General features: G+C 69.0%; 25 protein-coding genes. 14 read left to right on the top strand and 11 right to left on the bottom strand.

Annotation, left to right across the window (positions count from 1 at the left end):
- Positions 1 to 4 precede the first annotated feature (4 nt).
- The 4 genes from ON29_RS24650 (at position 5) to purH (ending at position 4,949) form a co-directional block, all read left to right on the top strand.
- Complete coding sequence (locus tag ON29_RS24650; protein ID WP_040869883.1) at positions 5 to 1,078, top strand: DUF5336 domain-containing protein; 1,074 nt, start codon at positions 5 to 7, stop codon at positions 1,076 to 1,078.
- An 89-nt stretch (positions 1,079 to 1,167) separates the two neighbouring features.
- The gene (locus tag ON29_RS24645) at positions 1,168 to 2,667 is read left to right on the top strand and encodes a cell division protein PerM (protein ID WP_040869881.1); all 1,500 of its coding nucleotides are present in this window, start codon (positions 1,168 to 1,170) and stop codon (positions 2,665 to 2,667) included.
- A gap of 57 nt (positions 2,668 to 2,724) precedes the next feature.
- Positions 2,725 to 3,381, top strand: coding sequence for a phosphoribosylglycinamide formyltransferase (gene purN / locus ON29_RS24640; protein ID WP_051175557.1), 657 nt, complete (start codon positions 2,725 to 2,727; stop codon positions 3,379 to 3,381).
- Entirely contained in the window at positions 3,378 to 4,949 is a 1,572-nt protein-coding gene (gene purH, locus ON29_RS24635; protein WP_040869878.1) for a bifunctional phosphoribosylaminoimidazolecarboxamide formyltransferase/IMP cyclohydrolase, read from the top strand. Before purN ends, purH begins: the two co-directional genes overlap by 4 nt.
- Before the next feature lie 176 nt (positions 4,950 to 5,125).
- On the opposite strand, the gene ON29_RS24630 is transcribed toward purH, so the two are convergent.
- Positions 5,126 to 5,587 (bottom strand): hypothetical protein, encoded by a 462-nt coding sequence (locus tag ON29_RS24630; RefSeq protein WP_040869877.1) that lies wholly within the window; start codon positions 5,585 to 5,587, stop codon positions 5,126 to 5,128.
- A 213-nt stretch (positions 5,588 to 5,800) separates the two neighbouring features.
- Here ON29_RS24630 and ON29_RS24625 point away from each other — a divergent pair, with 213 nt between their 5' ends.
- A complete protein-coding gene (locus ON29_RS24625; RefSeq protein ID WP_040869876.1) occupies positions 5,801 to 6,385 on the top strand; it encodes a LysM peptidoglycan-binding domain-containing protein in 585 nt (194 codons plus the stop codon).
- Between the two features lie 88 nt (positions 6,386 to 6,473).
- On the opposite strand, the gene rpsR is transcribed toward ON29_RS24625, so the two are convergent.
- Genes rpsR through rpmB form a run of 4 tightly spaced genes read right to left on the bottom strand, consistent with a single transcriptional unit; the run spans position 6,474 to position 7,485 of the window.
- Positions 6,474 to 6,728 carry a 30S ribosomal protein S18 gene (gene rpsR / locus ON29_RS24620; RefSeq protein WP_011211513.1) on the bottom strand — a complete coding sequence of 85 codons (255 nt, stop codon included), beginning with the start codon at positions 6,726 to 6,728 and terminating at the stop codon, positions 6,474 to 6,476.
- A gap of 32 nt (positions 6,729 to 6,760) precedes the next feature.
- On the bottom strand, positions 6,761 to 7,066 hold the full coding sequence (gene rpsN, locus ON29_RS24615) for a 30S ribosomal protein S14 (protein ID WP_040869875.1): 306 nt from the start codon (positions 7,064 to 7,066) through the stop codon (positions 6,761 to 6,763).
- A gap of 1 nt (position 7,067) precedes the next feature.
- Positions 7,068 to 7,238: a 50S ribosomal protein L33 gene (gene rpmG, locus ON29_RS24610; protein WP_019049259.1), complete on the bottom strand. Its 171-nt coding sequence runs from the start codon at positions 7,236 to 7,238 to the stop codon at positions 7,068 to 7,070.
- 10 nt (positions 7,239 to 7,248) lie between these two features.
- Positions 7,249 to 7,485: a 50S ribosomal protein L28 gene (rpmB, locus tag ON29_RS24605; protein WP_039801141.1), complete on the bottom strand. Its 237-nt coding sequence runs from the start codon at positions 7,483 to 7,485 to the stop codon at positions 7,249 to 7,251.
- A gap of 101 nt (positions 7,486 to 7,586) precedes the next feature.
- Here rpmB and mrf point away from each other — a divergent pair, with 101 nt between their 5' ends.
- The 3 genes from mrf to rpmF are packed head-to-tail and all read left to right on the top strand — an operon-like array spanning position 7,587 to position 9,359.
- Positions 7,587 to 8,927, top strand: a complete 1,341-nt coding sequence (gene mrf, locus ON29_RS24600; RefSeq protein ID WP_040869873.1) for a ribosome hibernation factor-recruiting GTPase MRF — start codon at positions 7,587 to 7,589, stop codon at positions 8,925 to 8,927.
- Positions 8,924 to 9,184: a type B 50S ribosomal protein L31 gene (locus ON29_RS24595; protein WP_040869871.1), complete on the top strand. Its 261-nt coding sequence runs from the start codon at positions 8,924 to 8,926 to the stop codon at positions 9,182 to 9,184. The genes mrf and ON29_RS24595 overlap by 4 nt, the downstream gene beginning before the upstream one ends.
- Before the next feature lies 1 nt (position 9,185).
- On the top strand, positions 9,186 to 9,359 hold the full coding sequence (gene rpmF / locus ON29_RS24590; protein ID WP_040869869.1) for a 50S ribosomal protein L32: 174 nt from the start codon (positions 9,186 to 9,188) through the stop codon (positions 9,357 to 9,359).
- A 479-nt stretch (positions 9,360 to 9,838) separates the two neighbouring features.
- On the opposite strand, the gene ON29_RS24585 is transcribed toward rpmF, so the two are convergent.
- From ON29_RS24585 to ON29_RS24560, 6 genes are all read right to left on the bottom strand, one after another.
- On the bottom strand, positions 9,839 to 10,888 hold the full coding sequence (locus ON29_RS24585) for a DUF1906 domain-containing protein (RefSeq protein ID WP_157172884.1): 1,050 nt from the start codon (positions 10,886 to 10,888) through the stop codon (positions 9,839 to 9,841).
- A 158-nt stretch (positions 10,889 to 11,046) separates the two neighbouring features.
- Positions 11,047 to 11,847 (bottom strand): MHYT domain-containing protein, encoded by an 801-nt coding sequence (locus tag ON29_RS24580; protein WP_051175555.1) that lies wholly within the window; start codon positions 11,845 to 11,847, stop codon positions 11,047 to 11,049.
- The gene (locus tag ON29_RS24575; RefSeq protein ID WP_040870011.1) at positions 11,840 to 12,397 is read right to left on the bottom strand and encodes a GTP-binding protein; all 558 of its coding nucleotides are present in this window, start codon (positions 12,395 to 12,397) and stop codon (positions 11,840 to 11,842) included. The genes ON29_RS24580 and ON29_RS24575 overlap by 8 nt, the downstream gene beginning before the upstream one ends.
- Positions 12,398 to 12,497: 100 nt before the next feature.
- Positions 12,498 to 12,869, bottom strand: coding sequence for a DUF742 domain-containing protein (locus tag ON29_RS24570; protein WP_040782732.1), 372 nt, complete (start codon positions 12,867 to 12,869; stop codon positions 12,498 to 12,500).
- A 7-nt stretch (positions 12,870 to 12,876) separates the two neighbouring features.
- Positions 12,877 to 13,287, bottom strand: a complete 411-nt coding sequence (locus ON29_RS24565) for a roadblock/LC7 domain-containing protein (RefSeq protein WP_039801134.1) — start codon at positions 13,285 to 13,287, stop codon at positions 12,877 to 12,879.
- Entirely contained in the window at positions 13,284 to 16,049 is a 2,766-nt protein-coding gene (locus tag ON29_RS24560; protein WP_040869867.1) for a sensor histidine kinase, read from the bottom strand. Before ON29_RS24560 ends, ON29_RS24565 begins: the two co-directional genes overlap by 4 nt.
- Positions 16,050 to 16,406: 357 nt before the next feature.
- Between ON29_RS24560 and ON29_RS24555 the strand changes: the two genes are divergently transcribed.
- The 6 genes from ON29_RS24555 to ON29_RS24525 all read left to right on the top strand — a co-directional run bounded on the left by ON29_RS24555 (position 16,407) and on the right by ON29_RS24525 (position 22,876).
- Entirely contained in the window at positions 16,407 to 17,093 is a 687-nt protein-coding gene (locus tag ON29_RS24555) for a response regulator transcription factor (protein WP_040869866.1), read from the top strand.
- Positions 17,094 to 17,103: 10 nt separating this feature from the next.
- A complete protein-coding gene (locus ON29_RS24550) occupies positions 17,104 to 18,558 on the top strand; it encodes a sensor histidine kinase (protein ID WP_040869865.1) in 1,455 nt (484 codons plus the stop codon).
- Between the two features lie 245 nt (positions 18,559 to 18,803).
- The gene (locus tag ON29_RS24545; RefSeq protein WP_083864046.1) at positions 18,804 to 20,177 is read left to right on the top strand and encodes a S1C family serine protease; all 1,374 of its coding nucleotides are present in this window, start codon (positions 18,804 to 18,806) and stop codon (positions 20,175 to 20,177) included.
- Positions 20,178 to 20,278: 101 nt separating this feature from the next.
- The gene (locus tag ON29_RS24540; RefSeq protein ID WP_181719529.1) at positions 20,279 to 20,773 is read left to right on the top strand and encodes a MogA/MoaB family molybdenum cofactor biosynthesis protein; all 495 of its coding nucleotides are present in this window, start codon (positions 20,279 to 20,281) and stop codon (positions 20,771 to 20,773) included.
- A gap of 691 nt (positions 20,774 to 21,464) precedes the next feature.
- Positions 21,465 to 22,139, top strand: coding sequence for an MspA family porin (locus ON29_RS24530; RefSeq protein ID WP_040869862.1), 675 nt, complete (start codon positions 21,465 to 21,467; stop codon positions 22,137 to 22,139).
- A gap of 65 nt (positions 22,140 to 22,204) precedes the next feature.
- Positions 22,205 to 22,876 (top strand): MspA family porin, encoded by a 672-nt coding sequence (locus ON29_RS24525; protein ID WP_040869860.1) that lies wholly within the window; start codon positions 22,205 to 22,207, stop codon positions 22,874 to 22,876.
- Positions 22,877 to 22,978: the final 102 nt, after the last annotated feature.

Below are 22,978 nucleotides of genomic sequence, written 5' to 3'. Positions count from 1 at the left end.
CGACATGTCCTACCCGACCGGGGGCTCCGGGTACAACACACCCCAGCCCTCAGCACCATCCAGTCAGAGCCCGGCGACGGGTGGTGCCACTTCAGGTTCGAGCGCTACCGGTTCCGATGCCAAAGGTCTGCCGTTCTTCCTGGTGGTCGGCGTAGCCGCGCTCGGCGTGATCAACTTCCTGCTCGGCTTCCTGCCGTTCCTCGGCAGCAAGCCCATCGATATCGGCGGCCGCAGGGTCAGCGCACCGGAAACGGCCAACTTCTTCGAGGTGGCGTCCGGCACGCCGCTGCTGGGTCTGCTGTTGCTGGGCGGTCTGCTCGCCGCGCTGTCGCTGCTGCCGAAGCAGAACTGGATCGGCGCGGCGGCGGCGGCTTCGACCGCGGGCTTCATCGCGCTGCTGTTCCAGTCGTTCAACTTCGGTGAAGGCAGCGAGCTGAAGGCGGGTGCGTACGTCCTGCTCGTGCTGGCCTTCGCGCAGGCGGCGGTGTCGATCGCCGCGGCGCTGTTCGACGCGGGCATCCTCAAGGCCCCCGCGCCGCGCCCGGCCACCGCGCCGAGCGGATTCGGCCAGGGCGGCTACGGCCAGCAGCCGCCGTCGTACGGACAGGGACAGCAGTCCTACGGCCAGGGCCAGCCCGGTTACGGAGCCGGCCCGTACGGTCAGGCGGGCTACGGCGCTCAGGCCGCGCCGCCGCAGTTCCCGTCCCAGGCGGGGCAGCCCTCGCCCTACGGGCAGCAGCAGAGTCAGCCGGGTTACGGTCAGGCGCAGCAGGGTCAGTCGTACGGCCAGCCGCAGTCGCCCTACGGGCAGAGCCAGCAGACCACGGCCTATGGCGCGTCTCAGCAGCCGGGTTCGCCATACGGCGCGCAGCCGCGCCCGGACGAGAGCGTCACCCAGCACTTCGGCGGCCAGCAGCAGTCCGGTCAGCAGGCGCCTTACGGTACGCCCGGCTACGGCCAGCAGCAGGCGCAGCCGAGCCAGCAGAACAAGCCGTTCGGCGGCGAGCAGAGTGGCGATCCTTCCTCGGATGCCACCCAGGCGTTCCGTCCCTCGTCGGACGACAACAACAACAAGTAGGAACTCAGCGGCGTCCCCCGGCGCGGCGGTCGCGTGCCTGCGGCGCGCCTGACCCGCTCGCGCCGGGGAGGATGCCACGCTGAATTGCCATGAGCTCCTCCAGAAACTCCTCGACCCGCCGGATCGGCGGGTCGCGTGCGTCGCAGCCGCCCACGGACGCGGACGAAGACGGGTTTCTGTCCCTCACCCCCGAGCGGTCCAGGGTGCTCATCGCGGTCGCGGGCCGCCCCTCGGCCTTCGGGCTGACCACCCTCGTCGTCCTCGTCTTCGTCACCCTGCTGGCCTCCGGCAGCGATCTGGACGGCACCTCCGGCGCGATCGCCGCCTCCTGGCTGGGCGTGCACCAGGTTCCGCTGGTGATCGGCAAGACCTCGCTCGGACTGCTTCCGCTGTTGCCGACCGCGCTGCTGGTCTGGCTGGCCGCACGGGAATGCGCGCGCGCCGTGGAACCGCAGTCCACCAGGGCGGATCTCGGATGGATCGTGGGCGCCGCGGTGGGCGGTCCATTGCTGGTCACCTCCGTCTGCCTCGCGGTCACCGAAGACGCTTCCGGTGTCATCGCACTGCAACCGCCGAACACCCTCGCAGCCTTCGCCTGGGTCGCGGTGCTGTATCTGCTCGCAGCGGCCATCGGTATCGCCGTCCGTCTCCGGCGACAGCTGTTCGCGCTGCTGCGCCTGCCCGATTGGGCGGTATCCGGTCTCTACGGCGCGGGGCGTTCGGTCCTGCGCCTGCTGGGCTGCGCGACGGCGGTCGTGGTGATCTCGTTCCTCGCGCACATTTCCCGGCTGGGCGAGATGTATCAGTCGGCGGGCAACTTCGGAGGCGTCCTCGGCCTGACGCTGCTCTCGCTGGCGTATGTGCCGAACCTGGCCATCCAGACCGTCGGTGTGCTGGCCGGTTCCAGCGCGCAGATCGGCGCCGCGTCCTTCGGGGTGTTCTCCGTCGTCGGGGGCCCCATCCCGGCCTTTCCGCTGCTGGCCGCCGTGCCGACCGGTCCGGCGGCGGGATGGTGGCCGGTGTTGCTGGTGGTTCCCGCCGCGGTCGGTGTGCTCGGCGGGCTCGATCTCGCGCGCACCTCCACCGACCGGATCACCGCGCCGTGGGCCACGCTCACCTCCGCCGGGCTCGCGGCGCTCGCGCTCACGCTGGCCGGCGCGGTGGCGGGCGGCGAACTCGGCGCGGTCGGCCGGGTCGGGCTGGACCTGCCGGTGTTCCCCTTGATCACGTTCGCCTGGCTGGCCGTTCCCGGCTACGCGGGCCTGGCGTTCGCGCGGTGGTTCCTCGTGCCGGTCGGCGTTCCACCGGGCGACTACACCGATCCGTACGACAACGACTACCTCGACGAGGACGACGCCGATTACGACGCCTATTACGAAGCGGACGGCGGCGACTACTACGAGGACGACGACTACTACGACGACTACGACCGGCCGGAGCTGGAAGCCCCGCTGGACGCCGAACTCGTCGACGATCCGCCCGCGATCGAGTCCGGCGGCCGATCCGCCCACCACGCCACATCGGACATCGTCGACGCCGAAGTGGTCGAGGCGGACCTGCCGGACAGTGACCGGGTGGACGGTCGTTAGGCTCTAACCCGGCGGTGCCGAATCCATCCGCCATCCGATCGATCAGGGAGTAGAGCGCTGACGTCCCCGCATGCCTCGTGGAAGCCGGCAGCGACGCCGGCCACCGTCGTCGTGCTGGCGTCGGGCACCGGCTCACTGCTGCGTGCCCTGCTGGACGCCACGGCCGCACCCGGCTACCCGGCGAAGGTCGTCGCGGTCGCCGTCGACCGGCTGTGCGCCGCCACCACCCACGCCGACGCCGTGGGCATACCGCATTTCCGGGTGGCGCTGAAGGACTTTCCGGACCGTGCCGCGTGGGATGTGGAGCTCACCGAGACCGTCGCCGCGCACCAGCCGGATCTGGTGGTGTCGGCGGGTTTCATGAAGCTGCTCGGTCCCGCCTTCCTGGACCGGTTCGGCGGCCGGATCATCAACACCCATCCCGCCCTGCTGCCCGCCTTCCCCGGCGCGCACGGCGTGCGTGACGCGCTCGCCTACGGCGCGCGGGTCACCGGCTGCACCGTGCATCTGGTCGACGAGGGCGTGGACACCGGGCCGATTCTCGCGCAGGAGGCGGTGCCGGTGCTGCCGGGTGACGACGAGGCCACCCTGCACGAGCGCATCAAGGTTGTCGAGCGACGGTTGCTGGCGGAGGTCGTCGCCGCCGTCGCGACGCGAGGCATTGTCTCCGACGGACGAAAGGCAGTTATCCCAGATGAGCGAGTTCTCCGGTGAGTGAACGCAAGCCGATCAGCAGGGCGCTGGTGAGCGTCTACGACAAGACGGGTCTCGTGGAGCTCGCGACCGGTCTGCACGCCGCGGGCATCGAGCTGGTCTCGACCGGTTCCACCGCGGGCAAGATCGCGGACGCGGGCATCCCGGTGACGAAGGTCGAGGACCTGACCGGGTTCCCGGAGACCCTGGACGGCCGGGTCAAGACCCTGCACCCGAGGGTGCACGCGGGCATCCTGGCGGACTCGCGCAAGCAGGAGCACGTCGACCAGCTCGTCGAGCTCGGCGTCGAGGCGTTCCAGCTGGTGGTGGTCAACCTCTATCCGTTCACCCAGACCGTGGCAAGCGGGGCGACCCCGGACGAGTGCGTGGAGCAGATCGATATCGGCGGGCCGTCCATGGTGCGCGCCGCGGCCAAGAACCATCCCTCGGTGGCGGTGGTCGTCGACAGTGGCGACTACGAGGACGTGCTGGCCGCGGTGAAGTCGGGCGGTTTCACGCTGGCCGAGCGCACGGCGTTGGCGGCCAAGGCGTTCCAGCACACCGCGAGTTATGACGTGGCGGTCGCGAGCTGGATGACCAACGTGCTGGCCACGGGCGACGCGGCCGAAGATACGGCGATCCGGTTCCCCGAATGGCTCGGCGGAACCTGGGCGCGGTCGGCGGTGCTGCGCTACGGCGAGAACCCGCATCAGTCCGCCGCCCTGTACACCAACGGCGACGGCAGCCTCGGACTGGCGCAGGCGCGGCAGCTGCACGGCAAGGAGATGTCGTACAACAACTACGTCGACGCCGACGCGGCCTGGCGCGCCGCCCATGACCACGAGGCCCCGGCCGTCGCGATCATCAAGCACGCCAACCCGTGCGGCATCGCCCTCGGCGCCGACATCGCCGAGGCGCACCGCAAGGCGCACGCCTGCGACCCGGTCAGCGCGTTCGGCGGCGTGATCGCCACCAACCGTGAGGTCACCGTGGAGATGGCCGAGCAGGTCGCCGAGATCTTCACCGAGGTCATCGTCGCGCCGTCCTACGCAGACGGCGCGGTGGAAGTGTTGCAGCGCAAGAAGAACGTGCGCATCCTCGTCGCCGAGCCGCCGCGGCGCGCGGGCGCCGAGCTGCGCCCGATCAGCGGCGGCGTCCTGCTGCAACAGCGCGACGTGCTGGACGCGCCGGGCGACGACCCGGCCGATTGGACCCTGGCCGCAGGCGAGCCCGCCGACGCCGAAACGCTCGCGGATCTGGCGTTCGCCTGGCGCGCTTGCCGGGCCGTGAAGTCCAACGCGATCCTGCTTGCGCACGAGGGCGCTTCGGTCGGTGTCGGGATGGGCCAGGTCAACCGCGTGGACGCGGTCGGCCTCGCGGTCCAGCGGGCCGGGGACCGCGCCAAGGGCTCGGTGGCGGCCTCCGACGCCTACTTCCCGTTCCCGGACGGTCCGCAGACCCTCATCCAGGCCGGTGTCCGCGCCATCGTGCAGCCGGGTGGTTCGGTGCGCGACCAGGAGACCATCGACCTCGCTCGCGAGGCCGGCGTCACCCTCTATCTCACCGGGGCCCGCCACTTCGCCCACTGAGATCGGTAGTCCTGGAACGCCGCGTCGGATCGAAGGTCCGGCGCGGCGTTTTCGTTCCAGCGGAGATGACGCGGCCGTGGAACATCGGCGCAAGCCGGTAGCTACCCGGCCTCCCATGTGGGAAGGCGGAGGCGAATCCGTGCGGCGCGGAGTCCCCGGCCGTGCCGCACGTCGTCCTAGGCCGCGCTGAGCACGGTGCGGTGGCCGAGCGGCTCTTTCAGCGGCACCTCCAGGGTGCCGAAGACCGCGATCATCGTGCACATCCGGCCCACCGCCTCGGCGCGGCTGCCCGAGCGCAGTTCGACCGTGACCGTCGAGCCGGACTCGGTGACCGTGGCGTCCACGCCGTAGCACTCCGGCGACCCGGTTTCGAAGTTCACCGCTATCTTGTTGTCCGCCAAGCGAGTCCACGATTGGAAGGGGATCGGGTGCGCGCCGACGATGGCCGGATCGGCGGTGAACTCGTTGCCCTGGTTCCCGCGTGGATCCTCGATCGGCGTCTGCGGCGCGGCGCTCGACGTGGCGCTCGTGCTCTGCGGCGCCCCCTCGTCGCCGGAGCCGCCGCAGCCCCCGACGGCGAGGCAGGCGAGTACTACGGCGACAGCTGTGGCGGCGCGTCCGGCCTGGATCCGATCCATACCGACACCCTAGTCCCGGAGCTGGTTCGCCTATCGCCACCGCGGGTGCGTCGTGCACTGGGACGAACCCCACAGTGAACGTTCCGCGAACCCTGCGCGTAACCGCTCCGAAAACCGTTCGGGGGCAGTAAGTTCTGCGGGGATGCGCGCCGGGACGTGGTGGCGCGCGTCCATGTCGGATGCTCTACCAGCTTTTTCTGGAAAGGAAGTATCGTGGTCGACACGCTGCGCGTAGGCGAAGAACTCGGGCGGGGTCAATCGCTCCAGGGCGGGGCCTACACCCTCACTTTGCAGGACGACGGCAATCTAGTGCTGTCCGAGCCGGGCGGAAATGTGGTGTGGGCCACCCAAACTCATGAGCAGGGCGTCGAGCGGGCCGTGCTCCAGGAGGACGGCAACTTCGTGCTCTACAAGGGCGACGGCGCCGCGTGGGCGACCGAGACCAACGGCCAGGCGGCCGATCGGCTCGTCGTGCAGGCCGATCGCAACGTCGTACTGTACGGCGCCGACGGCGGCGCGCTGTGGGCTTCCGGCACCCACACCGACACTCCGCTGCCCGCCCCGGAACCGGAGCAGGCGCCGGAGCCCGAGCAGGTAGCGGCTCCGGCCGCCGAGGAGGTGCCGCCTCCGCCTCCGGCTCCCGAGCCGCGCACCTACACCGTCGAGCCCGGCGACACCCTGTGGGCGATCGCCGAGCGTTTCTACGGCGACGGAAACCGCTACCAGGAGATCGCGGACGCCAGCGGCGTCCCGAACCCGGACGCGATCAACCCGGGCCAGGTGCTGACCATCCCGTGATCCGGCCGGTCCGGTAACCGCGATGACAAAGACCCCCGGTGCGCACGCATCGGGGGTCTTTCCGCTTCGCTCGTCTCGCGCGGTCCGCCTACCGGCTGGTGAACGGCAGCAGGGCCATCTCACGGGCGTTCTTCACCGCGACGGCGACCTGGCGCTGCTGCTGGGGCGTGAGCCCGGTGACCCGGCGGCTGCGGATCTTGCCGCGATCGGAGATGAACGTACGCAGCAGGTTCACGTCTTTGTAGTCGACCGTCTCGATGCCGGCGGCGATGAGCGGGTTCTTCTTCGGACGGCGGGCCTGCTCGGCGCGGACCTTCTTCGACGGTGCTCGCTTGACTGCCATATGACGAGTTCCTTCTCGAGATCAGTGGTTGTCTACCAGCTCGATTTGTGCACACCGGGCAATTCGCCCCGGTGGGCCATCTCGCGCACACGCACACGGGAGAGTCCGAACTTCCGGAGATGACCGCGCGGTCGTCCGTCTGCGGCGTCCCGATTGCGCAATCGTACCGGACTGGCATCGCGCGGCTGCCTCCGCAGTTCTGCCTGGGCCGCCGCCCGTTCGGACTCCGGCGTATCCGGCTTCCGGATGAGATTCTTCAGCTCGGCGCGGCGTGCCGCGTAGCGCGCCACGATCGTCCTGCGCTGCTGATCGCGCGCGATCTTCGACTTCTTGGCCATCTCAGCGCTCCTCGCGGAAGTCGACGTGCTTGCGCACCACCGGGTCGTATTTGCGCAGTACCAGGCGGTCCGGGTCGTTGCGGCGATTCTTGCGGGTCACGTAGGTGTACCCGGTGCCCGCCGTGGACTTCAGCTTGACGATCGGGCGGATGTCGGTCGATTTCGACGCCATGGGTCGCTCCTCAGATCTTGTCGCCGCGGGCCCGGAGCCGGGCCACCACGGCCTCGATCCCGTCCCGGTCGATGGTCTTGATGCCCTTGGCGGAGACGGTGAGCGTGACGCGCCGGCCTTCGCTGGGCAGGTAGTAGGTCTTGCGCTGGACGTTCGGGTTCCAGCGGCGGCTGGTCCGCTTGTGCGAGTGCGACACGGACTTACCGAAGCCGGGCTTGCGCCCGGTGACCTGGCAGTGGGCCGACATCCGGACTCCCTCCAGTAGATGACAATCATTTTCGACAACGGCTGTCCAGCAATGTACCGTTGCCTTACGGCAAATGAAAATCGTTACTGAAAGGAGTTCCGGTGGCGGCGGCAGATTCCCCACCCGAGTCCGACCGCAGAACGCCCGTGGTGGTGCTCGCCGGTTTCGCGGGACTCGCCGCGACGGGCGTCGATCGCGCGGCCGCGGTGCTGGGCATGGCTCCGGGCACCATCGTGGTCCGCCACGATCTGACGCAGCTGCGGGAAGGCATCGTGCATCGCACCGTGCGCACCGCGACGCGGGAGACCTCGGCGGTGCTCGAACTCGCGCACGGCTGCGTCTCGTGCACGCTGCGGATGGATCTGCTTCCGCTGTTGCGCAAGCTCTCCCAGCGTGAATCGGTGGAGCGCATCGTGCTGGCGCTGGACCCGGCGTTCGAGGCCGAAGCGGTGTGCCAGGCCATCGAGCATGTCGTGGTCGCCGGCGTGCACGGCCGCGTCGACGGCCCGGCCGGGCGCGACGTACGGGTGGACGCGGTTGTCACCTGCTTGGACGCGGGCGCCTGGCTCGCCGACGCGACCGGGGACGAGACGCTCGCCGAACACGGCCTCGCCGCCGCCGACGACGACCGCACGGTGGCGCAGGTCGCGGTCGGGCAGGTCGATTTCGCCGATGCGGTCATCGCCTTGGGTGCTGTCACGCCCGAAGCGCTGCTCGCGGACACGGCGGTCGACCGCGGCAAACTCGCCGCCGTCCTGGCCCGGTTGGTCCCCGGCGCGCCGATCGCCTGGGTGGACGAGCCGGGCTCCATCACCCCCGCGCTGGCCGAAACGCTGCTCACGCGCGTCCCCGCCGATTCGCGCCGCGGCAGGATCTTCGACGCGCACGCACCGCTGCTGCGTGGCCGACCGCCCCTGACCGGTGACTACGGCGTCGAACTCGTGGAGTTCGCCGCTGCGCGGCCTTTCCATCCCGCCCGCTTGCACCAGGCGCTCGACGTGTTGCTCGAGGGCGTGGTCACCGCGCGCGGGCGCGTCTGGCTGGCCACCCAGCCCGACGATGTGGTGTGGCTCGAATCCGCCGGTGGCGGCCTGCGGGTGGGCGGTGCCGGGCGCTGGCTGGCCGCGCTGCCGGAAGAGGAACTGGCCGAGGCCGATCCGGAGCGCCGCGCGATGGCCGCCCTGCGCTGGGACGAGCGGTTCGGGGACCGGGACGTCTCGCTGTCGATCCTCGTGCACGACGCCGATCCGGCGGAGATCCGCGAAGCGCTGCACTGGGCGCTGGTGGAGGACGACGAACTGCGGCTGGTCGAGCGTGCGCCGGAGCGAGTCGCCGAGTGGGAGGACCCGTTCGGGGAATGGCACGCCGACCCGTGCGTGAGCGGCGACCAACCGGGACAACCCGTAGAGGACGCGAAAAGCCCGAGAGGAGAGGCGAAATGAAGAAAGGGATCCACCCGGACTACCACTTGGTGGTCTTCGAGGACGTGAACACCGGCAAGCGATTTCTCACCCGGTCCACGGCCACCGGCACGCGCACCGTGGAGTGGGCGGACGGCAACACCTATCCGCTGCTGACGGTGGACGTCACCGCCGACTCGCACCCGTTCTGGACCGGCGCGCACCGCGTGCTGGACACCCAGGGCCGGGTGGAGAAGTTCGAACGCAAATACGGCAAGCGCGCACGGAAGGAATCCTGAGATGGCGGTACCGAAGCGGAGGATGTCGCGGTCGAACACTCGCAGCCGCCGGTCGAATTGGAAGGCCGCGCCGGTGGATCTGGTGCCGGTGACCGTCGCGGGCGTCGTGCACAAGGTGCCGCGCCGGTTGGTCGCGGCCGTACGGCGCGGGTTGATCGACGTCGAGAAGCTCTGAGCGGTACGCGCCCGAAAGCGTCGTGCAGCCCTTCGCCGCGCGAGCGCCTGGTGTCGACGGGCGATTGCTCGGCCGATGCCGACGGGGCTCCGGATGAGCAGGATGCTGGTCAACCGCCCGGGAACGGCCACGTCGATGCCTTCTGAGGAGAAATTAGCGTCAGACATCAGGCAAATTGGCTAATGTCTAGCAAACTATGTGTCCCGCATCACGCCGCACTATTGCGCGTGAAGCGATTGCGACTGGATAGCCAGGCGATGAATCCCGGACCAACGGTTGGTTTTCCCCGGGGGAAAAGTTCACCGAAAATGGTGCGCTCACAGCCCGATACCGGTACCCTCGTCGTCGAGGGCGGGTTCTCTTGGTTTCCAAGAGAACCCGTCCATCGCCAATTCCGGGGCTGTTCGCCGGTTTCCGCTCTCCCGAGTCGCTCTCGTCCACCGGACTGCGCGGCTCCGATCGTCGCGCCGGTGTGCGACTCAGTTTTTCGAGGTCAACGCCGCCGGTCCGTCGTCATCGGCCGGCGCGCGCCGAACGTCACCGTCGTGTCCGGGCAGCCCGGGCAGGTCCGGCAACAGGGCCTCCAAGCGCGCGAGCTGCTCGCCGACCAGCGCCGCGGGACCCTCGATCAGCGACAGCGGCCACGGCCAGTGCCGCCCGTTCCAGCGTTCCACCTGGTCGGTCAGTTCGGCGGTCGTCGCCTCCAGTTCGCTGATCTCGGTGCGCAATTCGCCGACTTGCGTTCGCAATGCGGCGGATTCGCGCTCCAATGCGGTGATTCGCGCCAATGCCGCGGCCAATCCGTCCACCAGCGTCCGATTCCGGCCGTCCGCGTCGGCGCCCAGTTGCGGCCAGCCCGCCAAGCCGGGTCCGCGCAGCTGAATCTGGATGTCGCGCAGCACTTCCTCTTGTTCCGGCGTCACGTCCGGATCCTCCCGTCCCACGAAATCCCACTGGCCGAAATCGGTCGTCTCGGCCTCGTTCACGTCACAAAGCACGCCGCCGACCGTCACCTGGCGCAGCGTCTGATGGATCGCGCGTCTGGTCTCCACGTTCGTGCCGGACCACGCGTCGGTCTGCCATGCCCACGTCGCGTACCCCGCGTCCAGTGCGCGGCTGACCGTCCAGTACCCGCCGTAGATACCGACGTTCGCGCGGCCGAGCACGGTGGCCGCACCGTCCAGATAGGCGTTGACGCGTAGCTGAGCCTGCTGCGAAGCGTCGAAATCCGCCGAGAAATAGATCGGCCGGTCCACCCGGCCGCCGCAGCGCAGTACCTGGGCGAGGGCCGCGCGCGCGTCCACGATGCCCGCACCGTAGCCGTCCAGCATCCGCGCGGCCGTGGTCTCCCAATTCGAGACGATCGAGATTCCGTGCGTCCGCAGATCGTTCGCCTCGGCCGGGGTGAGCAGCTTTCCGGGCAAGCTCGGGCCACCCTCGGGCAGATACCGCACCACGAAGTCGTACCCCGCCGCCCGAATCGCCGCGCCCCCCGGACGTCCCGTGGCGTAGTCGAGACCGAAACGCATGGCCTCCACTGTAAGTGGGCCGGGCGGGTGAATCCGGGGCATCGCCGAATCCGCACCGCCCGCGGGGATCGGTCAGCGCGAAACGGCCGAACTGCTCCGTTCCGCGCCGTGAATCCGAACCGCGGGCCGTGTGATTCGCCGTTGTCGGCGACCGCGGGTCAGCGGACGGGTTGCAGCTTCGGCCGCCGCGCCTTCGGCGGGCCGGCCAGCTCACGGCGATCCGGCGCGATCAGCACCGCGGAGATCGGCACGGTCAACGCCAGCAAGCCGATGACGAACATGGGGAACACGAAGTCGAACAGCTCGACGCCGCCGGGCACCTTCGCCGTCCGGTCCACGTCGAAGTGCAGCGCGGCCAGCGCCGTGTAGTACGTCGCGGACACGCCGACGCCGAACAGCAGCACGGTCGCCGCGCGGGCCAGCGGGAAGCGCATCGTCTGGAACAACCACAGCGTCGCGGTCGCGGTGATCACCCCGATCACGGCGGAGACGGCGGCCAGCCAGGTCGTCACGCCGACCGATCCCTGGATCTCGAGTGAGCCGATGCCGAGGTAGTGCGTGACACCGATGCCGATGCCGAGCACCACGCCGCCGGGCAGCAGCAGCGTCAGCCGAGGCGTGCGCCCGATGATCAGCAGCGCCGCGAAGACGGCCGCGATGGACACCACCAGGGCGGAGATCAGCCTGCCCGGGTCGTACCGCATCGCGCTCCCGGGCACTTTGAGGCCGAGCATGGCCACCGAGGTGGCCAGCCACGCCCCGACGCCGCCGAGCGAGATCGCCGCCGAGACCAGCCACACGAGCCGGAACTGGACCGAGCGCGCGCCGTGCACGATGCAGGCGAGACCGACCACCGCACCGAGCACCGAGATGCCCAGCGAGAGCGCGATCATCCAGTAGCCGAGGGCGAACTGGTCGACGGACGCCCCGCCTGCGGCCAGCACCGCGACCTCACGCATGGCGGGCGGTCCCTTCCAGCTCGCTGGCTTTCAGCTGAGCGATCGCGTACTCGGTGACCGCGGCGAGCGCCTGACGCACCTCCATCGCGTTGCGCGCGTCGATGTCCACGATCGGCACGCCCTCGCGCACCGACAGCGCCTCGCGCAGCTCCGCGATGGGGAAGCGCGGCGCGTCCGGGAAGCGGTTGACCGCGATCAGGAACGGCAGCTTGCGTGCCTCGAAGAAGTCGACCGCGGCGAAGCTGTCCTCCAGCCGCCGGGTGTCGATCAGCACCACCGCGCCGATCGCGCCACGGATCAGGTCGTCCCACATGAACCAGAACCGCCGCTGACCCGGCGTCCCGAACAGGTAGAGCACCAGGTTGCCCGGCAGGATGATCCGGCCGAAGTCCATGGCGACGGTGGTCGTCTCCTTCTCCGGCGTCTCGGCGAGATCGTCGATGCCGTCGGAGTATCGGGTCACCATCGCCTCGGTGCGCAGCGGAACGATCTCCGACACCGCGCCGACGAAGGTGGTCTTGCCCGCGCCGAAGCCGCCCGCGACCACGATCTTCGTCGAGGCGACCCGATTCTCGAAACCGTCCGGTCCGGGGGCGTTTCCCGGTCCGAGATTCGCACTTGGCCCGGGATGTCCACTGGGCCCCAGATTCCTATAGGGCGCGGAGTCCACGCAATGTCCTCTCCATCAGGGAACGGCGCTCGTCATAGCTCGCCTCTTCGGTCAGGGTCGAATGCACGCGCATGGTGCCATCGACGACGAGGTCGCCGATCACCACCCGGACCATGCCGAGCGGCCGGTCCAGATGTGCCGCGATCTCCGCGACCGACAGGCGGTGCGTGCCGAGCCGGAGTATCTCGGTGCGGATATCGCCGGTCGGCCAGTCGAGATGTGCAGTGTACGACAAGGTTTCGATGACCGCCTCCAATGGCAGGTCGATCGCGGGTTCGGTACGCCCCGAGGTCAGGGCGTAGGGCCGGACGCGCGTTGTCGGGCGTGGTCCGGGGCCGTATGGGTTGGACATCTCACGCTCAGACAGCGGTGCGCGCGGTCGCGGTGACCACCGAACCCACCCGATCGACGAGCAGTGCCATCTCGTAGCCGATGCGGCCGATGTCATGCGACTTGTTCGCCAGCACGGCCAGATGCGAGCCGTTGCCGACGCTCATCACCAGCAGGTAGCCGCGTTGCATCTCCACGATCGACTGCATCACCTTGCCGCCGTCGAACAGCGAGGCCGCGCCCATGGAGAGGCTGGCGAGCCCGGCGGTGACGGCGGAGAGCTGTTCGGCGCGATCACTGGGCAGATGCGGACTGGTGGCCTGCAACAAGCCGTCCGCCGATACCAGCACCGCATGGGACACGCCGGGCACATCGCGGGTGAAGCGGGCGACCAGCCAGTTCAGATTCTCGTCTGTGGTGCTGTTGTTCGCGTTGGTCATGCAAGCCCTCCGTCGTTGTACTGCGCATTGGCCCGCCCGCTGCGGACCCCACTGAGATGCCTGGTCAGGTTGTTGCGAATTTCTTCCGGATCACGCGGGCCCGCGTCCTCCACCGGCGCAAGGCCGCCCGGCACCAGCTGGGCGCCCGGCCTGCGGATCGGCAGCCCGCCGACGGTGCGCGCGGTGGTGGTCGGATGACTCGCATCCTCGGCGGCCAGCCAGCCCGCGTCACCAGGCGAGGACCACGAGCTTTCCGGCGATTGCGAAGTCGAGGGCTCGACCAGCCATTCCGAGACCATGCGCTGATAGATCGGGGTCGGGGACGCTCCGGCGACCGGCTGTAGCCGGGAGGAGGTCACCGTCGCGGGTTCCGGTGCCACCTCCTGCGGCGGGTCGACGGGTGCGGCGGGCTTCCGGATCGGAAGACCGGATCGCGCGGTGGTCTGCGGCGCGGGCGCTTGGCTCGGCACGGTCGGCGTGGGGCCGGTCGCCGGCTCGTCGTCCTTCACCTCGGCCCACAGATCGGTGCGCGCCGGCTTCTGCTCCCGTTCGACGGCGTGTTCACCGGTGGTGGTCGCCACCGAGGCGAACGGACCGGTCGGGGTGCGGTCGTCGGTGCGCGGCGTGAGCACCGGCCACGGCTGGGTGGGCGGCTGATCCGCCGGGTTGACCGCCCGGCCGACCGGCGTGGAGACCGTGGGCTGGTCGGGGGCGTCGGCCACGCGGATGGCCGGACGACGCTGCGGCAAGCCGGAACTCGTCACGCCGAAACGCGCGGTGTCGCGCTGCGGCAGGCTCGGCACCGGAACCAGGTTGCGCGAGTGCGCACCGGTGGGCTGCGTGACGTGCGGGGGCAGGTGATGCTCGGCGGTCAGGTCGAGCGGCTTGCCCGCCGGGTCGGTGACATCCATCGGCGGCGCGACCAGCGCGCCGGGCAGGTGCACGCTGGCGGTGATGCCCGGCTGCTGCGCCATCGTGGACGTGCGCCGCAGGCTGACCGTGATGGTGTGGCGCTTGGCCAGCCGTCCGACGACGAACAGGCCCATGCGGCGCGCGGTCTCGACCGTCACCTCACCACCGGAGGCGAGCCGGTCGTTGGTCGTCTGCAGGTCCTCCAGCGACATGCCGAGGCCGCGGTCGGTGATCTCGATCAGGTAGCCGCCGTCCACCGCGCGCGAAACCATTACCGTGACCGGCGTGGTCGGCGGCGAGTAGCGCAGCGCGTTATCGATCAACTCGGCGAGCAGGTGCTCGATGTCGACGGCGGGCTCGCCCGCCACGATGCCATCGGGCACCGCGCCGATCTCGACGCGCTGGTAGTCCTCGACCTGGGAGACCGCGCTCCACAGCATGTCCGACAGCGGCACCGGGTGCAGCTGGCCGCGGCGCAGCGCGGTACCGGCGAGCACCAGCAGGTTGTCGCCGTTGCGGCGCATGCGGGTGGCCAGGTGGTCGAGGCGGAAGAGGCTCTGCAGCCGGTCGGTGTCGTCCTCGTCGTGCTCGAGGTCCTCGATCAGCGCCAGCTGCTGCTCGACCAGCGATTGGCTGCGGCGGGACAGGGTTTCGAACATGTTCCCGATCTGCAGGCGCAAGCGGGCCTGGTCGGCGGCGAGGTTGAGCGCCTGTTCGTGGATCTCGTCGACGGCGCGGGCCAGCTGGCCGATCTCGTCGGTGGTGTGCACCGCGACCGGGGTGATCTCGGGAGTGGTGCCGCCCGCGCGCACCACGGCCAGCTCGTCGGGCAGCTTGATGTGCGCCACCTCGAGCGCGTCCCGCCGCAGGCGGCGGACCGGGACGACCAGGGTGCGCGCCACCGACAGGGCCAGCGCCAGACCGGCGAGCAGCATGCCGATGACGATCGTCGTCTCGCGCAGCGCACCGGCCTGCGCTTCGGTGGTGCGGGCGGCCAGCGCGGCGTCGATGGTGTCGATCAGCTGCGCGGTGGTTTTCTCGTAGGTGTCCGAGCTGACCAGCAGCGAGTCGATGACGGCCGGGTTGGACGCCGGATCGGCGACGTTCTGGCTGAAGGTGCCCAGACGGGTCTGCACCGCGTCCAGCAGCGGGCGCATATTGCCCGCGTAGTCCGGCAGGATCTGCGCGTACTGGTAGATCATCGTGATCTCGGCACCCGCCGCGACCAGCACGCGCGGCCGCACGCTCGGGTTGCGGCCCGCGTCCGGCGAGCCGATCAGCATGCGCTGCTGGGTGAGCACCCGCCGGGCGGTCTGCACCGACGCCAGCTGGAGGAAGTACCGCTGGATGACCAGGTCGTCCACCGACGGCGACAGCGCGAGCGCGTTGCCGATGCGGACCATGATCTCGTCGGACTGCTCGCCGACCATGGCGGGCGAACCGTTGCGCAGGCTGTTGCGCATCGTGGTGCCGGTGGCGATGGCCGAGGCGAGTTCGGAGGTGACCCGGCCGCTGACCTTGGTGGTCTGCAAGGCGCCTTCCAGTTCGGCCAGGGCCTGGTCGAACTTCGTCAGCGCCGCGTCGGTCTGCGGGTCCGCGGTATTGCCCCAGGTGGCGGTCGCGGTGACGCCGAGTTGCTCGGTGGCCGAACCGAACTTGACGATCGGCCGGATGATGATCGCCTGTTCGGTCGCCGCGTCCAACTGCGCCATGGTACGCAGTTCGTTGTTGATTCGGAGCACGGCGAAGACGGTGGCCAGCAGCACCGGAAGCACCAGCACCACGCCAACCTTGCGGGTGACCGACCAGTTCGACAGGCTGAATTGCCAGGACCGCGGTGCAGCTTCCATCCGCTTCCGTCGCCTCCGCTTCACCAGTGACCTCGGGCGCGCGTGGCTGTTCGGTATTGATTCAACCCGCAAAGAACCAACTAGAGGTCTTCTTTTTTACCGCACGGAACATACCGTGCAGAGGGGTCATCGGCAATCCGGGGGAGTCGGTCTTCAATTTACCGAATATGGCTATAGAGAACGTGTTTCGCGGTGGAATGCGTAAGGGACGCGTCAACTTCTCCGCAGGGCCCTGGAAGAGCCTGGTCACCCGGGGTTGACGCGGGCGACGCGCCGAGGGTTCTGGCGCGTGTGCGCCACGGCGTGTCGAGAGCGCCCTCTCAGTTACCTCTCAGTCGGTGCGGTCAAACTGGGGGCATGCGCATTCTAGTGGTCGACGACGATCGGGCGGTCCGGGAATCGCTGCGCCGGTCGCTGACGTTCAACGGCTACTCCGTCGATCTCGCGGTGGATGGTGTGGACGCACTGGAGAAGGCAACCGTCCAGCGACCCGACGCACTCGTCCTGGACGTCATGATGCCCCGGCTCGACGGGCTCGAGGTCTGCCGCCGTCTGCGCAGCACGGGCGATGATTTGCCGATTCTGGTTCTCACCGCGCGGGATTCGGTATCGGAGCGGGTCGCAGGGCTGGATGCCGGGGCGGACGATTATTTGCCGAAGCCTTTCGCCCTGGAAGAGCTGCTGGCCAGGCTGCGCGCGCTGCTGCGGCGGACGACCACGGGTCCGGGTGAGGCATCGGAGGAAATGAAGTTCGCTGATCTGTCGCTGGATCCGGTGACCCGCGAGGTGTCCCGAGGCGCCCGGCCGATCAGTCTCACCCGCACCGAGTTCTCACTGCTGGAAATGCTGATGGCGAACCCGCGCCGGGTGCTGACCCGTAGCCGCATTCTCGAGGAAGTCTGGGGCTACGATTTCCCAACCTCGGGAAACGCGCTCGAGGTCTACATCGGTTATCTGCGCCGCAAAACCGAGGCCGAAGGCGAGCCGCGGCTGATTCACACGGTGCGCGGTGTGGGCTATGTGCTGCGTGAAACACCACCGTAGGTCCCGGGATATGGCACGCACCACACCCAGACGCCCCGCCGTCGCCGCACTCGGCCAGCGGCCGCCCGAGCCCGCGGACATGCGGCCGCCCATGCCGCTGACGCGGTCGGTCTCGCTGCGCTGGCGGGTGACGCTGCTGGCCGCCTCGGTCGTGGCGATCGCGGTGGCGGTCACCTCGATCGCGGCCTACGCGCTGGTGGCCCGCGCGTTGTACGCCGACGTGGACGCCCAGCTGCGCAGCCGTTCCACGGCCGTGATCGCCAGTAATCCGTACGGGTTCAACAACCTGAATCTGATGGTCGCCGCGGCCTTCTACGACGACACCGGCATCGCGCTGATCTATCCCGACCTCCGGCGCTGGCTTCCTCCGCAATCCACCGATCCACCGGTCGGGAACCAGGAGCTGGCGGTGGCGCGCGGCGAGCGGAGTTCGTCGTTGCGCACCGACGGCAACCAGCGCGTGCTGGCGGTCTACACCAACTCGGGTGCGACGCTGGTCATCTCCCAGCGGCTGGACCGCACCAGGGAGGTGCTCGACCGGCTCGCCTGGCTGCTGTTCGTGGTCGGCGGCTGCGGCGTCGTGCTGGCCGCCGCGGCGGGCACGGCGGTCGGGCGGACGGGTCTGCGGCCCATCGCGCGGCTGACGGCGGCCACCGAGCGAGTCGCCCGCACCGACGACTTGACTCCGATCCCGGTCACCGGTGACGACGAACTGGCAAGGCTCACAGAGAGTTTCAACACCATGCTGCGCGCGCTGACCGAGTCGCGCGATCGGCAGCGCAGGCTGGTCGCCGACGCCGGACACGAACTGCGTACGCCGCTGACGTCGCTGCGGACCAACATGGAGTTGCTCATCGCTTCGAGCCGCCCCGGCGCTCCCCGCATCCCGGACGAGGACATGGCCGGACTGCGCGCCGACGTGATGGCCCAGATCGAGGAGCTGTCGACCCTGGTGGGCGATCTGGTGGATCTCGCCCGCGAGGACGCGCCGGAGACCGTCTACGAGCGCGTGGATCTGGGCGAGGTGGTGGAACGCGCACTCGAACGCGCCCGCCGCCGCCGCACCGGCATCGAGTTCGTCGCCGATCTGCGCCCGTGGTTCGTCTACGGGCACGAGGCGGGCTTGGAGCGCGCGGTGCTGAACGTGCTGGACAACGCGGCCAAGTGGAGCCCGGCCGGCGCGCAGGTCCGCATCCTCATGCGGGAGAGCGGCCCGGGCCTGCTCGAGCTGTCCATCGATGACGCGGGTCCCGGTATTCCGGCGGCGGAACGCGAGCTGGTGTTCGAGCGTTTCTATCGCGTCATGTCGTCGCGATCGATGCCGGGCTCCGGGCTCGGTCTGGCGATCGTCAAGCAGGTGGTGACAAAACACGGCGGCACCATCGCTATCGATACCTCGCAACGCGGCGGCGCCGTTGTCCGCATCGTGTTGCCCGGCGAGCCGGGCGCGCCGGTGTCGGATTGACGCAATACCGGGCGACGGAAGTCCATTTCCGACAGAATGTCGAGTGCTGTGCGGAATATTCATCGTCGGCCGGGTATTTCGAACATTGCTTCGATTGGTTTGCCACAGGATTTGAGACATGAAGTAGTCAGTGGTTCTATCGCAGTACCGACTGCACAGCTCTCGGAAAACTGAAAGCACGGTCTCAGTCCGCTCTCAGTCGCCGTGGCCAACCTGGTCGGGACGCGAGGAGAAACGAGGAGTCCATGACCGAGGATTCGAAGGACCGCCGGGAGCCGGGCCCGCAGGCCGCAGGCCCGTTCGGGCCGGGGGACGCGCATGCCGCCGGTTACGGTCCGCAGGAAACGCCGCATCCCACCGCGCAGTACCCGCCGCAGCAACATCCGGCCGCGCCGTTCCCGGGATATCCGGCGTCCTTCGGTCCGCCGAATGACCCCACTCGACCGCACGGCCCGGCCTATGGCGCCCCGCCCGCCCCGCCGCGGCGTCCGTTCCGCGCGGGCCTGGCCGCAGGCGCTGTCGCGCTCGCGCTGGTCAGCGGCGGCGTCGGCGGTGCGGTCGGCGCGCTGGTCACACACGGCGACGATGGTCGCGCCCCGGCCACCAATGCCCTGGACGCTCCCAGGCCGAACGTGAGCAATGCCGTCAACGCTCCGGCCGGCTCCACCCAGGCGGTCGCTCAGAAGGTGCTGCCCAGCGTGGTGATGATCAAGGTGGCCAGCAGTAAGGCCGAGGGTGAGGGCTCGGGGGTGGTCCTGTCCTCCGACGGCCTGATCCTGACCAACAATCACGTGGCCGCGGGCGGTGGGCCGAGCGCGAAGATGGAAGTCGTGTTCTCCGACGGCAGCAGCGCGCCCGCGACGCTGGTCGGCGCCGACCCGGTCTCCGACCTGGCCGTCATCAAGGCGTCCGGGAAGAGCGGCCTGACCCCCATCGAGCTGGGTACCTCGGCGAATCTGCAGGTCGGCCAGCCCGTCGTCGCGATCGGCTCACCGCTCGGGCTGGCGGGCACGGTCACCACCGGCATCGTGTCGTCGTTGAACCGGCCCGTCGTGACCAGCGGCGACGGCAGCGAGCCCGCCGCGGCGGTCAGCCCCGTGATCGACGCGATCCAGACGGATGCCGCGATCAACCCGGGCAACTCGGGCGGCGCGCTGGTGGACGGCAGCGGCAAGCTCATCGGTATCAACACGGCCATCGCGACGCTCGGGCCCTCCGAGACGGCGGGCGGCCAGACCGGGTCGATCGGACTCGGCTTCGCGATCCCCGTCGATCAGGCGCGCCGCGTCGCGGACGAACTGATCAAGACCGGCAAGGCCACCTACGCCCAGGTCGGCATCACGGTGTCGCGCCAGCAGGACCCGGCCCAACAGGTTTCCGGCGCGCAGGTTCGCGACGTCACGCCGGATGGTCCCGCGGCACGCGCGGGCATTCCGCCGGGGGCTGTGGTGACGAAGCTCGACGACCGCCCGATCGATTCCGGGAACGCGCTCGTCGCCGCGGTCCGCTCGCATCAGCCAGGAGACAAGGTGAAAGTCACTTATACCGACGCACAGGGCAACAACCCCAAGACCGTCGAGGTGACCCTCACCGGCGCGCCCGCGGACGGCGGCCGGTGATGCGCTTGGTACCCGGCGGGCGGGGCCCGGAGATCGATGTCGACGCCGACGTTCTCGGCGCGGCCGCCGAGTTGCTGGACGCAGGCGCTACGGTGAGCACCATGGAAATCGATGCTCCTGTGGCGGGGCGTGCTCTGGTGGTGGTCGTCGACGATCGAACGGCGCATGGAGGTATTGACTCGCTCGGTCCACTGGTCACCGAGCTGCTCACCGAGGCGGGTTTCCTCGTGGACGCGTCGGTGTCGGTGCAGGCCGACGAGGTGGAAATCCGCAACGCACTCAATACCGCGGTGATCGGCGGCGTCGATCTGGTTATCTCCGTCGGCGGCACGGGCATGTCCCCGCGCGACGTGACGCCGGAGGCCACCTCGCAGGTGCTCGACCGCGAGTTGCCGGGAATCAGCGAAGCCCTGCGGTCCTCCGGCCGGGTGGCCGGTTCGCTGGACGCCGGGCTTTCCCGTGGTGTGGCAGGCGTGTCCGGCAGCACCCTGGTGGTCAACCTGCCCGGCACCCGTTCCGCCATCCGGGACGGCATGGCGACGCTCGGCCCGCTCGCGAGCCGGGTGATCGGTGAGCTGTCCGGATTGGTCGAGTAATCACCGCCCCCACACCCCCTGAGGACCCTCGCCCGGCGGCGCGCCGGGCGAGGGATGCCGCGCGCTTGGCGAAGATCTTCGGCGACACTCTGCCCGAGACCACCGCGGACGAGCGCGACGAACGTGACGACGTCCGGTCTACCGACGACTGGCTGCGCGCCCAGATCCCCCCGCATCACGGCTGACCGTTATCTACGTAGTAGCTACGTAATCAACCCCCCCAAGTTTGTAACCGGCCAGTGATCATTTCTGCGCGGAAGTAATACCGGCGCGATAATTACGGCCCTGTCCCGTATCCGGACACTGTCGCTCCTGTGCCGTGATCTGCTCCGCTCATCCCGCCCGGCTGTAGCGATCCGGTATTTATGCACGTCAAGCCATATTCAAATGTGCGCAAGTGTGATGCAGGTCACCTTGAACTTTACGAAACGTTACGTTGCGAGCGCCGTTATAAAACGTTTAATCTCCCCATCGAGCCACTCGCAATCGGGCCCCGCAGGCGCGGGTACCGGCACGCATGGAGCCGTTCGGCGGAACCTGGCTCGGTTCCGTTACCAGCAAGTCCGTTGCGCCGAAATAACAACCGGTTACACACCGGCAACAAAGGAGCGACACACTGAGCTGGGCCTGAGAGGACCACTGTCCAGCCTCGATGGTCGAGGTTGACTGTTTGAACCTGATGAGGGGAAGTATGAGCGAGAACCGCACCAAAGGTCTGCGCCGCGGTGCCCGCGTCGCGGGCGTGGGCGCTGCCGCGGCTGTTGCCCTGGGCCTGCTTTCGACCGGTGCCGCCGATGCCGATACCTTCGTGCCGTTGCCGGACGGCCAGAAGGTGGGGCCGGGCGTGACGATCACCCGGAACGGAGAGCGGGCCCTGATTTCGCCATCGCTGGCTGCCAACGGCGCTGGTCGCGTGGTCTGGGTATCGGGCAACGCGGTCGCCGACGTCACCGTGACGCCGGACGGTGAGATCGGCCCCAACAACGGTCCGACCGGAAACCCCGGAACGAACAACTCCTCGACGCACGGCGCGTCGCAGCTGAGCACCGGCTACATCGTCGGCTGCCAGGTCAGCATCGCCGACGACGCCATCTCCGCGGGCGTGTCCGGCAGTGTGAACCTCAGCGGCGCGAGCGCGGGCGGTTCGATCGGTGTCAACCTCGGCCCCGGAGAGGTCAAGTTCGTCCAGATCGATTACAAGGACATCCTCAAGCCCGGGGTGTACTCCGTCGAGTACCAGGATGCCGAGATTCAGATCCAGGGCTGCGCGGGTTACGCGCAGGCGCGTTCGTACACGGTCGTCGAGATCATCGGCGATCACTACTCGAAGACCACCCTCTACGGGATGCCGTTCAGCATCGGCTGACGTCTGTCGACTCCAACGAACCATCCTCCCGCTGAAGCGGACTCAACCCTCGAGGGATATCAACCATGATCAACCGTAAGAACCTGGCGCGGATGGCCGGCGTCGGCGCCGCTGCCACCATCGCCATGGGCCTGTTCTCCACGGGTGCGGCGAATGCCGACACCTTCGTCCCGCTGCCGGGCGGCGAGCTGACCAAGACGCTGTCGGACGGCACCGTCGTGACCATTCGCCTGGTCGGCGAGTCGGCGAACATCAGCCCGTCCATGGGCGCGACGCCGCTGCACCGCAACGCGTGGGTCTCCGGTAGCGCGCAGGTCGAGCTCTCCGGCTCGGCGGGCGGCAAGATCTTCCCGGGCTACACCGTCGGCTGCCAGGTCAACATCGCCGGTGGCGGTGCCACCGGTGGCGTCGACGGCAACGTCGACTGGAGCGACGGGCAGAACGTCACCGGCGGCGTCGGCGCCAACTCCGGCGGCAACCTCTCGCTCGGCCCCGGCCAGTCGAAGTCGTTCTACGTGCTCGATCTGGAGCAGGCCGATGATTTCGGTAACGAGACGCACAAGACCCGTAATGCGTTCAAGGGCACGTCCGGTTCGGTGACGTGGGCCGATGAGACCATCGGCCTGAACGGTTGCGGAGGCTACGCCCAGGCGCGTGCTTTCGTCAGCGTCGAGGTCGAGACCGACAACGTGATCACCTGGGTGACGTTGTGGGGACAGCCTTTCAGCCTCGGCTGAGTGAGCTACGGGTGAAAAACCCGTAGCCATTGATGAAATGGACCCCTCGTATCGCGGCGGGTCCATTTCGTCATGAATTCCATTGCGCCGCAAGGCGGCGCG

Source organism: Nocardia exalbida NBRC 100660, assembly GCF_000308575.1.
Classification (GTDB): Bacteria; Actinomycetota; Actinomycetes; order Mycobacteriales; family Mycobacteriaceae; genus Nocardia; species Nocardia exalbida.
Note: the sequence above shows the minus strand (reverse complement) of the source record. Positions and strands in the feature narration are given on the sequence as shown.